The 13,262-nt window shown below is 37.5% G+C and carries 10 protein-coding genes; 4 read left to right on the top strand and 6 right to left on the bottom strand.

Annotation, left to right across the window (positions count from 1 at the left end):
* Window positions 1-42 precede the first annotated feature (42 nt).
* Window positions 43-1,035, bottom strand: coding sequence for a type IX secretion system protein PorQ (gene porQ / locus LIV57_RS11980; protein ID WP_110008755.1), 993 nt, complete (start codon window positions 1,033-1,035; stop codon window positions 43-45).
* 167 nt (window positions 1,036-1,202) lie between these two features.
* Between porQ and pyrH the strand changes: the two genes are divergently transcribed.
* A complete protein-coding gene (gene pyrH / locus LIV57_RS11975; protein ID WP_076355472.1) occupies window positions 1,203-1,910 on the top strand; it encodes a UMP kinase in 708 nt (235 codons plus the stop codon).
* An 81-nt stretch (window positions 1,911-1,991) separates the two neighbouring features.
* Here pyrH and LIV57_RS11970 read toward each other — a convergent pair whose 3' ends face one another.
* A complete protein-coding gene (locus tag LIV57_RS11970; RefSeq protein WP_227942760.1) occupies window positions 1,992-3,347 on the bottom strand; it encodes a lipase family protein in 1,356 nt (451 codons plus the stop codon).
* Between the two features lie 742 nt (window positions 3,348-4,089).
* On the opposite strand from LIV57_RS11970, the gene LIV57_RS11965 reads away from it, so the two are divergent.
* The 3 genes from LIV57_RS11965 to LIV57_RS11955 all read left to right on the top strand — a co-directional run bounded on the left by LIV57_RS11965 (window position 4,090) and on the right by LIV57_RS11955 (window position 7,136).
* Complete coding sequence (locus tag LIV57_RS11965) at window positions 4,090-4,953, top strand: hypothetical protein (protein ID WP_227942759.1); 864 nt, start codon at window positions 4,090-4,092, stop codon at window positions 4,951-4,953.
* 370 nt (window positions 4,954-5,323) lie between these two features.
* Window positions 5,324-5,878 carry a ribosome recycling factor gene (gene frr / locus LIV57_RS11960; protein ID WP_142722488.1) on the top strand — a complete coding sequence of 185 codons (555 nt, stop codon included), beginning with the start codon at window positions 5,324-5,326 and terminating at the stop codon, window positions 5,876-5,878.
* Window positions 5,879-6,074: 196 nt separating this feature from the next.
* Complete coding sequence (locus LIV57_RS11955; RefSeq protein ID WP_227942758.1) at window positions 6,075-7,136, top strand: 3-oxoacyl-ACP synthase III family protein; 1,062 nt, start codon at window positions 6,075-6,077, stop codon at window positions 7,134-7,136.
* 43 nt (window positions 7,137-7,179) lie between these two features.
* On the opposite strand, the gene LIV57_RS11950 is transcribed toward LIV57_RS11955, so the two are convergent.
* The 4 genes from LIV57_RS11950 to LIV57_RS11935 form a co-directional block, all read right to left on the bottom strand.
* Window positions 7,180-7,971: a hypothetical protein gene (locus LIV57_RS11950; protein ID WP_227942757.1), complete on the bottom strand. Its 792-nt coding sequence runs from the start codon at window positions 7,969-7,971 to the stop codon at window positions 7,180-7,182.
* A gap of 131 nt (window positions 7,972-8,102) precedes the next feature.
* The gene (locus tag LIV57_RS11945) at window positions 8,103-9,560 is read right to left on the bottom strand and encodes an LptF/LptG family permease (RefSeq protein WP_227942756.1); all 1,458 of its coding nucleotides are present in this window, start codon (window positions 9,558-9,560) and stop codon (window positions 8,103-8,105) included.
* A gap of 110 nt (window positions 9,561-9,670) precedes the next feature.
* Window positions 9,671-10,318, bottom strand: a complete 648-nt coding sequence (locus LIV57_RS11940) for a LolA family protein (protein WP_227942755.1) — start codon at window positions 10,316-10,318, stop codon at window positions 9,671-9,673.
* Window positions 10,319-10,383: 65 nt separating this feature from the next.
* Window positions 10,384-12,963 carry an FtsK/SpoIIIE family DNA translocase gene (locus tag LIV57_RS11935; RefSeq protein WP_227942754.1) on the bottom strand — a complete coding sequence of 860 codons (2,580 nt, stop codon included), beginning with the start codon at window positions 12,961-12,963 and terminating at the stop codon, window positions 10,384-10,386.
* Between the last annotated feature and the right edge of the window lie 299 nt (window positions 12,964-13,262).

The following is a 13,262-nucleotide window of genomic DNA, read 5'->3' as shown; positions in this document are numbered from 1 at the left end:
TAAGAAATTTTCAGAATAATTAAGAAATTTCCGGCCAGGAAATTATTCTCCTCTGTGGCTGGAAAGGTCCATGGAAATTCCTATCTGATTGACGTTCGAAGAGTTGTGATATCTCACGTGGGCATAATCAATACGGAATCTGGAAACTTTAACTCCAAATCCTGCAGAAAGTCCTGAGAAATTTCTTTGATCCGCAACCGCCAGCTCATTTCCTCTTTTTACATTATATCCCAGCCTGATATTGAAATTCTTTTCCGGAAACAATTCGGCTCCCAAAGAAAAGTGGTCTGCGATCTTTCTTCCGGCACCTACTTTTTGCCCGTCCAGGTTTTCTTCTGAAGAAATATCAAACTTCTGAAGGTCATGTGCGGTAATAGTAATGGCAAGAGGGAAGTTCTTGATGATTTTGGTATATCCAAGATCAATTCTGAAAGGAAGATTTTCTCTTGTTCCATTAAAAGACTTCAGCTGAAACCCAAAGTTTCTCATGACCAATGAAACGACTTCCTTGCTCTTTTTATTATGATAGGTAATTCCCGCTGTTCCTGAGATCGCGGAAGAAGTATAGTTATCAATTTTTGAGGTAATAAAATTCAGTCCTCCACCAATCGTCCAGTCTTCTTCAAACTGGTAGGCATAGCCTGCACCAATCGCTACATCTGAAGCTTTGAATTCTCCGTTTTCGAAACCGCTTTCATCCGTCCTCGGAATACTTCCATAGCTCATATATCTTGCATTGATGGTAGCCATATGGCCATTCTCAAAGTCTTTGGCATAAGCAATCGTTCCGTATTTCGAGTCGGCAAGGTAAGCCGTTGCGTTTACAGAAAGCTGTTTGTCAGAATCTTTATTTAACAGGGCAGGGTTTGCAATAGCAAAGGAAACATCATAATCTCTTACCGAAATTGCATCGCCGCCCAAAGCAGCCTGTCTTGCAGATACAGGTACATTTAAGAACGGATAAACATTTGTTCCCGTTTGCGCATAAGAAACAATTCCTGATAGAAATAATGAAAAAATGATAATTTTCTTCAACTCAATTTATAATTAATGCAAAAATAATCCTTTTTCGTACTTTTCAAAATATTTCTGACATTATTTCTATTTAAATATTTTTCTTTCATCAATATCTTTAATGATTATATTTGCAAAATCAAATTCCGGGGAAACCGGTACTAATAAAAAGTTATTAAAAATAAAAGATGAAATATAAAAGAATCCTTCTGAAACTGAGCGGTGAGGCCTTAATGGGAAACAGACAATACGGTATTGACAACGAAAGACTGCAGGAATATGCAGCTGAGATCAAAAAGGTAGTTGAAAAAGGCTGTGAAGTAGCGATCGTAATCGGAGGAGGAAACATTTTCCGTGGTGTTGCAGGAGCTGCCAAAGGAATGGACAGAGTGCAGGGAGATTATATGGGAATGCTGGCTACGGTAATCAACGGAATGGCTTTGCAGGGAGCATTGGAAGATGCAGGAATTAAAACAAGACTTCAGTCTGCTATAGAAATGGATAAAGTAGCTGAACCTTTCATCAAAAGAAGAGCGGTAAGACACCTTGAAAAAGGAAGAGTAGTGATCTTCGGAGCAGGTACAGGAAACCCTTATTTTACCACGGATACAGCGGCTACCTTAAGAGCCATCGAAATCGGAGCTGATGTGATCTTAAAAGGAACAAGGGTAGACGGAATCTACGACAGCGATCCTGAAAAGAATGCAGATGCTGTAAAATACAATTCATTATCTTTTGATGAAGTATTTGAAAAAAACCTTAAAGTAATGGATATGACTGCGTTTACTCTGAGCCACGAAAATAAATTGCCAATCATTGTATTCGATATGAACAAAGATGGAAATTTAGAAAAAATCGTAGACGGAGAAAATGTAGGGACTTTAGTTGATTTATAATCAGTTTAACCGTTTAAAATATAAAAACACCTGTTACAGTAATTGTGACAGGTGTTTTTTATTAATGATTGTTTTAAGTATTTATTTGTCTGCTTCAACATTCTGTGTGGCATTTTCCTTTTCAACCAAAACATAACGGGAAGAAATCCATCCGATGATCTGATTTATTATTTTAAGAATCATCTCCAATTCCGTGACAGCAGTTACTCCCGGTACCAGCTTCACCTCTGGTTTTGGTAATGGCTGTGATAAAATAAGTCCTTCTACCTGTGGATTGGATCCTTCCGCAGGAATGCCATTATACATTCCCACATGCTGTACGGATAGCTGCAGCATATAGTCCTGCAAAGACTCAGGAGGTGTCTTAATGCTCACCGAGGAGGCACTTGAGTGTTGGAGCCGGCCTGGCAGCGATTGGTTCTGTATTCTTGTATAACTGGCTCCTGAATTTGAAGAATCAGCAATTGCCATCTTTTGTAAAGCGTTTAATAAGGCTGCCGTCATATAGGTAGGAGCCTGGCCATAAATCGTTGCAATTTTCCCCAGTTCCGATACCGGCCATGCATGAGGAACAACGTCCAGATCGTTCCAGTGCATGGTATTCCAGCTTTGATAAGTACCTGTCTGTTGCTGCCATCCCGGAGGTAATGGTGGGAATTTACTATTGAACAGATTGGCGAATGCTGCCTCACCTGGCGTTGGCCCGGCAGTAGGATATACAAGCGTTACCCCGAAAGCATCCAGATCTTTATTTTCTTTCAGATAAAGAGCAAGGGTAGGAGATAATGCTCCGGCAAGGCTATGTCCACAGAATATGATGGCTGTATCCGGATCCGGACTTAAGCTGGCAAGAAACTGTTGAAGCGTGGTATTGGGTGCGGCTGCATCACCCGGACTTATAAGTCCCAGAAGTATACCGACTCCGGTAGCCGTTCCTTTTGAAATATAAGGGTCAATGCCGTTAAAGGCTGATGGAGCAAAGTTGGAAGGATTATAAGTGGTCCAGTTTACTACTTCTGCCACTGAGAAATCTTCTGTTTCCCAATCGTAAAGTGACGAAGGATTAGTGGCAGCAATAGCCACAACGTAGGTAGGCAATGTAGGACCTCCCGGAAATGCGACAGCATCAGATTTAACAACATACAATGCATTATCTGCAACTCCGGTAGGAACTCCTTTTTCATTTTTTTCTTCGATCAGAGCAGGGCCCCAGACCAGATCCCAGTTTCCTAATTCCGCTACTGCTGAAGGATTAGCTATGGAAGGTGTTTTCTGATCCATTATTTTAACCGGAGGAACATTGTTAAAATAATAGGATAAATCATACTGAAGCTGTTGCTGCAGTTGGATACCAAAACCGTTGTAGCCTCCGGCACGGTTGGCAAGACCTGCCATACCGAAAACTTGTTGATAGGCATCTAAAGATGGATTTGTCATGATGTGATGGGTTTAAATTAGTTTATAATTGTTCATTTCTGCAAAATGTCTTATCCAGGACTTTCCGTTTGTTACGGCAAGTTTTCCGTTTGAAATACCTGCCGACGTTTCGTTTAAAAGAATAGAGTAAAGGACGTTATTAAATATGATATCACACTAAGTAGAAATAACCAAAATGTTTGGTAGGTATTTGTACCCGAAGCTTTTGCTTGCAGTTGGATTTTTAGGTAAAAACAAGTTTCTTTTTTCAAAGAGGAGACAGGTATGTAAAATCCATGTTGGAATAACTATTATTCGAAAACAAATATTAATCCGAGAAATAATGGAGAAAGTAGAGGTCAGAACGTGGATAAAGTATAAGAGGAATAAATTAAAGAAATGTCAGTTTACGTAAAAGAAATTGTAAAAATTCAGTATAAATATTTTTATATTAAATTTAATTTCATTATATTAGAGATAATGGTGCTATTGCCAGAACAAAAAACATCTCGAATATGGAGCAGATTATTTATGGTCACATAATCAAAGTGATCGAAGTGGAGGGAAGAGAAAGTTTTCCCTATGAGGAAATGGCTAAATTGTTTGGTTTAAAGTCACAGCAATATCAACAATTAGCGAAGAAAGCTGGAGGGTACAATTTGAGGTCGCTTATAACGAAACAGACGATATTCTTCAATAAGATTTAAGTTTAATAGCCTTCTCTTTGAGAGGGCTTTTGTTATATTTGCGGAAAACTAGTGTAATGAATACAACTTATTTTCATTCTTCGGGCACGAATTATGTTGAACTTGATTTTGATTGTCCTAAATGTTCACACAATATACAAACAGATGGCTTTTCTATTCCAGTGCCTAATAACACAGCTGATAATTCTGATGAATCGGAAAGTATTGCAGAGTTCGACATAGCATGTGATAATTGTGACAAAGAATTTAACATTTTAATAACAGTTGGTTTTGGTGGTGGGTATGTAGAGATAATGGAATTGGATAGTAGTGCAGAAGTTTTTGTCACCGAGATATCAGCTGAAGAAGAGTTTATTGATGACCAAATTGAAACTTATTTATATGATACAGAAAAAATGAAGGTTTTTAGAACAGAGATTTCCAAACTTAAACAGCTTTTAAACATTAATATTAAAGATTTAGATGTAGAAAAGACACTTTTAAAACAAGTATATACAGGAACTATTACATGCTTGGAAGATTATCTTTCAGCAACTTTAATACAAGCGGTTATAAATAATAAGAATACATTGAAATCATTTGTTAAAAAAGATAAAGTACTGAAGGATCAAACGTTTACGCTTTCTGAAATATACGAAAAATATGAGCGTATTGAAAAAATAGTAAAGGAAAGATTATTAGGTATACAATATCATAACATGCCATTAGTCAAAGCTCTGTACAAAATCGCCTTTAGTTATGAAATTCCAGATATTTCAGAAGTGTCACGAATGGTAAGTAATAGACATGATCTAGTCCATAGAAATGGAAGGAGAAAAGATGGCTCCGAAGTAATTATTGATAGAACTACTGTAAATTTAGGAATTGAAACTGTTGAGAGATTTGTTCAAAGTATCGATAATGTAGTAGGAATAATTTAAACATAACAGCCCTCTAATTAGCTCTTTTAAAGATTTAAAAAGCCTCTGATACTGAGATTATAATTTGTAAGTTAATTTTTTCTAACACAATTTCACATTGTGGTACAATATGTTTTTTTCACTTTTCTGGAAAAGACTGGTAGTAAAACAATTTTGCACAGTGCCATATTCAAAAAATATCAACGTTTTCACAAAATACAGAATGCAGTCTTACCAGAATATGGAAATAATCATTATTTTTGCAGCACTGAATAGCAAAAAATAATTTAAAATAGTAAGAAAACACTGATGTTTACAGTGTTTTTAGTTTTAATTGATTGATATTCAGATGGATTAATAGATGTGTAATTTATCAAACTATACTATAATAATGGAAGAATTAGATCTTATATTAGAATCTGTAAAACAGGACATGGATGCAGCGGTAAAGCACCTGGATCACGCATTTCAAAGAATTAGAGCAGGACGTGCTTCTACGGCAATGGTTCAGGATGTAATGGTAGAATACTACGGAGCAATGACTCCTATCAACCAGGTTGCGAATGTTTCTGTTCCGGATGCAATGACAATCTCTATTCAACCTTGGGACAGAACGGCAATCAATGCGATTGAAAAAGCAATCATCAATTCCAACTTAGGTTTTGCACCTTCTAACAACGGGGAAAACATTATCCTTAATGTTCCGCCTTTAACAGAGGAAAGAAGAAAGGAGCTTGCAAAACAGGCTAAAGTGGAAACTGAGAACACTAAAGTAACGGTAAGAAATGCAAGACAGGACGGTTTGAAAGAACTTAAAAAACTGGAAGGAGTTTCTGAAGATGTCGTAAAAGGCGTGGAAGAAGAAATCCAGGCTTATACTGATAAATACGTTAAGCTTTGCGATGAGCATCTTAAGACAAAAGAAGCTGAAATTATGAAAGTATAATTTTCAGTTGTTGAAAATAATAAAGAGGTTTCCGATGGGAGACCTCTTTTTTTTATTACTTTTCAGCTATTTCTTAAATTTTTTATAATGCAATGCATTCTTATTCTATACTATATTGTGAAGTATTTACGTTCATTCATTATATTTAATGAATTATTCCTGACGTTTAATTAAAAAACAGGAAACAGATACTATAATGATGACAAAAATAATCGGGGTAGGAAATTATATCCCATCGGAAACCATAACCAATTTATTTTTTGATAAACATATTTTTCTTAATGAAGAAGGGATTTTATTAAAGGAGAATAACGCTTCCATTACGGATAAGCTTAAAAGGATTACGGGTATTGAAGAAAGGAGGTATGCGGACAGTACACAGGTCACTTCAGATCTGGGCGTCATTGCGGCGCGTGCAGCCATAGAAAATGCAGGGATCGATCCTGAAACATTGGACTATATTATATTTGCCCATAATTTTGGGGATGTTCGCTTCGGAACGGTTCAGTCTGATACGGTGCCCAGCCTTGCAGCAAGGGTGAAACATGTATTGGGAATCAGAAATAATTTCTGTGTGGCCTATGATGTGCTTTTCGGATGTCCGGGATGGATTGAAGGAGTCATACAGGCTCACGCGTTTATCAAATCCGGTATAGCGAAGCGATGTCTGGTTATTGGAGCAGAAACCCTTTCCCGTGTGGTAGATATCCACGACAGGGACAGTATGATCTATGCCGACGGTGCCGGAGCAGCGGTTGTGGAAGTGAACCAGGATGATGATTCCGGGATCAAAGCGCATTTATCAGCTTCGTATACGCTTGAAGAGAAAGACTATCTGTATTTTGGAAAATCTTACAACAACGAAAGATGCCCGGATACCCGGTATATTAAGATGGATGGCAGGAAAATATATGAATTTGCTCTCGTGAATGTTCCGGATGCCATGAAAAAATGTCTGGATAACAGTGGATATTCTATTGACCAGCTCAATAAAATTATTATTCATCAGGCGAACGAAAAAATGGACGAAGCCATCGTTAACAGGTTTTATCAGCTGTATGGAAAACCCGTTCCGGAAAATATCATGCCTATGGTTATTCATAAATTGGGTAACAGCAGTGTGGCTACGATTCCTTCTTTGCTGACGATGATTTTACAGGACGAACTGGAACATCATAAAATCAAAAAAAATGATATCGTATTATTTGCTTCAGTAGGAGCAGGGATGAATATCAATGCTTTTGTCTATAAGTTTTAAAAATAAAAAGAGGTTTCCAACCGGAAACCTCTTTTTGTATATTCTATTTACAGTTCTCATTGTAATCATAGATCACTTCATTGATAATTGAAAGTTTATCCACCGTTGAATTGCTGATCTCATCCCGGATGAATTTTCCAAGACCGCTTCTTTTCTTCTCTTCGTTTTTCAGGGAACCATATTCTCCCTTTGTTATTTTTGCTTTTACATAAGGGCAGTCTGCCAGGATAATTTTGGCTTTTGCGGGTGTTAATTCTTCAGCTTTTCCTCCTTTCTTTGAAAAGATATAATTAGGATTCTCTCTTAACCGGTCTGTTTCCCGCTGCGTGATGGCCTGAGTACTGTTTGCAGAAAGAGCCGTAGGATAGCCATAAAGCTTATACACTGTAATTTTACCTTCTGCTACTACTTCCGCAAACTGTTCCGTTCTTGACAGGTTGTTGATTGCCTTAAAGCCGGCTGATAATCCTGTTGAACTTTCAGAGCTGTTCAGAGCCTCTCTCATGTTTGAATATTTTACCGACTTGAAAACCCTCGGAGTGTCACCTTCATACAACATGTATTCTTTGATATCGTCTGTGTCGTAGGTTTTGAATTTTATCTTATTCTTTGCTTTGTCAATATCAGCAATGGCAGCAAATTTTACTTTTAACTGATTTTGCCAGGGACTTGAATAGCTGCCGTGCAGATGTACAACACCTTCAATTTTCTTTCCGGATTTGTCAATGATGTAGCCGTATTTTTCACCGTTGTATGTTCCGGTTTCATCCTGATCCTGAGCATGGGCATTGAGTGATACAAGACCGAACAGGCCTATAAGTAGTAATTTCTTCATGGTTTTGTTTTAAATTCCCACAAATATAAATTTTTAAATTCAAAATCATTATCAATTAAATATTGTAATAATAATCAGCGAAAAGCTCCGGAATTTCTCCGAAGCTTTTAATCTTATTTTTACAACCAGAATTATTGATATCTCTGATGTTCCTTACTTTTGGTAAACCTTTTGGTGATAGGTTTGAACAATGCTTTGTATTTTTCTGCATCAAACAGTTGTGAGTCCGTAAGAGCTTTGTACGTCATCCAGACTCCAAAGGGAAGAAGGATCAGGTTGGGCAGCCAAGCTGCAAGATAAGGATTCATTTTCCCGCTCCATGACATATTTTCCACCCCGACATTCATGACATAAAAGATGATGAAAATAACGATTGCAATGATGACCGGAAGTCCCATTCCTCCTTTTCTGATGATAGAACCTAAACTGGATCCGATCAAAAAGAAGATGATACAGGTCACAGAATAGGCAACAATTCTCTGCTGGTAAATCACTACCTTACTGAAGTATTTTACATTAGAACTGTATTCATTCTTTTTAGATTCCAGTGTTGATTTCAGATTGTCAAGCCTGGTGTAGGAATTATAGATGATTTCCAGTTTTTTATCCCCTTTTACTGTGTCCAGTTTGATCTGGGTCTTCGGAGCAGCTTTATGTTTATTCCCTTTATCCATATAGGTAATGACAGAATTGGTCTGGTTAAGAACTTCTGAACCTATATTGTCAAAGAACTGCTTATTGTCTTTTTTGGTTTTGGTAATCGTTCCGTCAAGCTGGTTATAGGTCTGGAAACGGTAGTCATCCGTAATCTGTTCCTTTTCGATCGCTTTATTGATGATTTCACTGATGTCAAAGTGAGAAACCAGTGTATCGAATTTAATAGCCTGGTCCGGCTGTTTCAGCCTTACGTTATCGCCTTTTCCGGCAAAGGCATCTTCAAATACATAACCGTTATACAGTACCAGTTTTAAAAAGTTCTTGTTGGCCGCTGGAACAAATTTTCCTTTTTCTGCAACAACAGACTGCTGGTTTTCGTAAGCATTGGCTTTTTTATGAACAAAAACGCCTTCTATATTTTCTCCGTTTTCCCCGTATATTTTATCAAATTTTACCATATAACCGGGAATCTGATCAATAAACTGTCCCGGAGTAAAGTTGATGGCTGGTTTGGTTTGAGCAATATTGAAAAGCATGTTCTTGGCTTTTTTCTGAAAATCCGGGATAATATTGTTGGAAAAGAAAAACAGCATGATCGCAAGTGCTGTTGAAATTCCAAGAAGAGGCGTCATTACACGGGTCAGAGGAATTCCCGCTGCTTTCATGGCTGCAAGCTCGTAGCGTTCTCCAAATTCACCGAACGACATAATACTCGCCAGAAGGATCGTAAGCGGGAGCACCATACTGATGACGTTTACCCCAAGATAAAAAAGAAGTTTAAGGATCTGCCAGTAGCTTAATCCTTTTCCCATAAACTGTCCCAACTGTACCCAGATAATGTTTACAATAAAAATGAAAAACAATACGCTGAATATAAAGAAAAACGGTCCAAAGAAGGTTTTTATAATGTATCGGTCTAGTATTTTTAACATGCGCCAAAATTAATCAAAAAGCCACAAAGTTTACTTGTGGCTTTTTATATTTTGTTATTTTTTTAACGTTAAAAGTAAATTTACATAGTTGCGAATTCACTTTCAGCTTTTTAAAGTTCTGTAACGATGTAGTTTTTAAACTTATTTTTGTCAAAAACAAACATATTAGGATCCAGTTCCTGGTTTTCTTTATATTCTTTAATAGCAATTACTGCAACATCTTTATTGTTTCCGTGCTGTTCCAGTTTTACCATCTGCTTTTTCGCTGAATCGACAAAAAGGTACACAAACTTAATTCCGTTGGCTTTTACCGGAGTCAGTTTAATAAAATCGGCATTCACACCATTCACCATTTTCTTACCGTTGTATGTTACATTATAATCGTTTCTATACGTTGTAAGATAGTTGATAGGGGAGAACATGGTGCTGGTTCCGTTGGGCTTGGCAATGGTTACTTCCATATCATCGGCGTTGATGTTGTAAATTTTATTTCCATCGAAGATCTGTTCCGTATCCATGATCTTCAGTTTGTATTTCTCTCCGGCAACATAATAAATACCAGGTTCTGTTTTGGTCACCTGTCCGTTAAGGCCGCTTCCAAAAGAAAATTTGAAGTAAGAATTCTTTTTAGAATTGTAGTTGGCTGTAATATCATCCAATATCTTTTTAGCTTTAGCATCAATCTTCTGAGCGTTGGCCATACCTACTGCACCTACAACAAAACTTCCCAATATAACTTTTGAAATAATATTTTTCATTTTCTTAATTTAATAATCGTTAGATTTTCTTTAATTCTTAAGGTTAAAACAATGTGTTTTTCCCTTTAACTACGCAGATCTTCCAAAAACTGTTCCAAAGAATGAAGATCACTGATCAGAACCTCTCTTGCTTTAGCACCATTGAATCCTCCCACAATACCACTTGCTTCCAACTGATCCATAATTCTTCCGGCTCTGTTATAGCCAAGTTTCAATTGTCTCTGAAGCATTGAAGTAGATCCCTGCTGGGTAGAAACGATTATTCTTGCGGCTTCTTCAAATAAAGCATCTTTTTCGTTCGGGTCAAAAGCACCTACTGTACTTGCTGAATCTTCAGAAACGTATTCAGGAAGTAATAATGCTGAAGAATACCCTTTCTGTTCTCCGATAAACTCTGCCAGTCTTTCCACTTCCGGAGTGTCTACAAAGGCACACTGAAGTCTCAGGATCTCATTTCCGTTGAAATAAAGCATATCTCCTTTACCAATCAGCTGATCTGCTCCCGGAGAATCAAGGATGGTCCTGGAGTCAACACTGGAAATTACCCTGAAGGCAGCTCTTGCAGGGAAGTTGGCTTTGATCATCCCTGTAATTACGTTTACGGATGGTCTCTGTGTAGCTACAATAAGGTGGATTCCTACGGCTCTCGCAAGCTGTGCAAGTCTGGCAATTGGTAATTCAACCTCTTTTCCTGCGGTCATGATCAAATCTGCAAACTCGTCTACTACCAATACGATATACGGTAAATAACGATGTCCGTTTTCAGGATTTAATTTTCTTTCCGTAAACTTTTTATTATACTCTTTTAAGTTTTTACAAAAAGCATTTTTCAGAAGATCATATCGGGTATCCATTTCAATACAAAGAGAGTTCAGCGTATTGATTACTTTATTGGTGTCTGTGATGATGGCTTCTTCTGCATCCGGTAGTTTTGCCAGATAGTGTCTTTCAATTTTAGAATATAATGAAAGTTCCACTTTTTTAGGGTCTACCATGACGAATTTCAGTTCGCTCGGGTGCTTTTTATAAAGAAGGGAAGTAAGGATAGCGTTAATACCAACAGATTTACCCTGACCTGTTGCTCCTGCCATCAATAAGTGAGGCATTTTTGAAAGGTCGGCCATGAAGATTTCGTTGGAAATGGTCTTTCCAAAAACTACCGGAAGGTCCATATCCGTATTCTGGAATTTCTGGGAAGCGATAACAGAACGCATAGAAACCATGGTAGGATTTTTTCTTGGTACTTCAATACCGATTGTCCCTTTTCCTGGCATTGGCGCTATAATTCTGATTCCTAATGCAGAAAGGTTCAGCGCAATATCATCCTGCAGTTTTTTAATTGCTGCTACTCTGATTCCTGCTTCAGGAACAATTTCATACAGCGTAACTGTAGGACCGATGGTTGCTTTAATCTCTGCAATTCCAACGTTGAAATTCTTCAGAAGTCCGACAATTTTATTTTTATTTTCTTCTAATTCTTCCTTATTGATGGAAATTTCTTCATTACCGTAATCTTTCAGCAAATCTACAGGTGGCATCTGGAAGTTGGCAAGATCTAGCTTGTGGTCATACAAACCATGCTTTTCTACCAGTTCCTGGGACTTTTTATCGGAATCATCCAAAACATCAACCACCTGTGCCACTTCTACATTGAATTTAATGTTTTCCTGTGCCGGAGCTGTTGTTACTGCCGGAGACGGTGCAGAAGGTCTGATGTCAAATGCTTCTTCGGGGCTTGAAACCGGAACAATGGGCTTGGTAGAAAGGTTTAAGCTTACCTGTTGAGGAACATCTCTTGGCTCTGCTTCAAAAGAAGTATGGTTGGGTGTGGAAATGGTTTCTATTTCGTTGGAAACCGGAACCTCAGGAAATCCTTTCGGAGCACTTACCGGTTCTGGGTCTTTCATTGTATTGACAGGAGTTGTAACGGGCTTGTTGGCAACATCACTCACCGTAACTCTGGAAAGTGTTTCTTCTTCAGCTTCCTCTGCTTCCTCTTTCAATTCCTCATCAGCCTCAAAATCATCATTAGAGTCAGGCATCATGGATTTTACTTTTCCGATCGTATTTTCATTGATCTTATCCAGCTTCGCCTTGATCGAGCTTGGACGAAGATTAAACTCAAGGATAAAATAGAGAAGAATGCTTGCAGCTAACACTGTCCACAGGCCTACTGCTCCGATGATGGAGTTAAGATAGTCCATGATCTGATATCCATAAACACCGCCTAAAACACCTTGACCTTTCGTAAGTGCCCCCATAAAAATAGGAAGCCAGCAGATGAAAAATAAAGAGTGGCCGATCGTTTTCCATGGTTTGAAGATTTTCTTCTTAAGGATCAGAGTCCCCACTACAAGGAATAAAAATGCAATGATAAATGAAGCAATACCAATACTTTCAAAAATGAAAATATTTCCAAGCCAGTCACCTACCTTGCCAAAGACATTGGAAGATTTTATGCTTTTGTCCAGCATAGTTCCGGCCTGGCTTTGATCTGCTTTCCAGTTCATCAGATAAGAGACGAATGAGAGTGCAAGAACAGCCGATAAAAGTATAAAAGTAAGCCCGAAAAAAATACGTGGCTTAGATAAGATTCTGCCTTTCTCAGGCGATTCAGTCGGTTTTTTTTGTGTCTTTTTATCCATAATATCAATGTCGCAAATTTAATGTTTTATTCAACACTAAATAAATCTTTTTTATCCAAAAAACATTTTGGTAATCCCGCTTTTACAAAGGGTATTTAAAATTTTTACTTTAAGAATATTTTCTTTTATGACAGAATAAAATAAGGTTATTTTTTTGGCTTATCCAAATCTGATACCGTTAAATTATATTAACTGTTTATGAGTTGTTTTTCTTTAAAAAGATAATAAAATTTTTGATTTAATCGGACAGAGATGAAAAAAATTAACAATATTAAAGTTTTTAGATAGCAATAGTGTTT

Source organism: Chryseobacterium sp. X308 (assembly GCF_020733145.1).
Classification (GTDB): domain Bacteria; phylum Bacteroidota; class Bacteroidia; order Flavobacteriales; family Weeksellaceae; genus Chryseobacterium; species Chryseobacterium cupriresistens.
Note: the sequence above shows the minus strand (reverse complement) of the source record. Positions and strands in the feature narration are given on the sequence as shown.

Coding starts and splice junctions, on each gene's coding strand:
- pyrH (WP_076355472.1), top strand. CDS start 1,203: ATGAAATATAAAAGAATCCTTCTGAAACTGAGCGGTGAGGCCTTAATG.
- LIV57_RS11970 (WP_227942760.1), bottom strand. CDS start 3,347: ATGACAAATCCATCTTTAGATGCCTATCAACAAGTTTTCGGTATGGCA.
- LIV57_RS11965 (WP_227942759.1), top strand. CDS start 4,090: ATGAATACAACTTATTTTCATTCTTCGGGCACGAATTATGTTGAACTT.
- frr (WP_142722488.1), top strand. CDS start 5,324: ATGGAAGAATTAGATCTTATATTAGAATCTGTAAAACAGGACATGGAT.
- LIV57_RS11955 (WP_227942758.1), top strand. CDS start 6,075: ATGATGACAAAAATAATCGGGGTAGGAAATTATATCCCATCGGAAACC.
- LIV57_RS11950 (WP_227942757.1), bottom strand. CDS start 7,971: ATGAAGAAATTACTACTTATAGGCCTGTTCGGTCTTGTATCACTCAAT.
- LIV57_RS11945 (WP_227942756.1), bottom strand. CDS start 9,560: ATGTTAAAAATACTAGACCGATACATTATAAAAACCTTCTTTGGACCG.
- LIV57_RS11940 (WP_227942755.1), bottom strand. CDS start 10,318: ATGAAAAATATTATTTCAAAAGTTATATTGGGAAGTTTTGTTGTAGGT.
- LIV57_RS11935 (WP_227942754.1), bottom strand. CDS start 12,963: ATGGATAAAAAGACACAAAAAAAACCGACTGAATCGCCTGAGAAAGGC.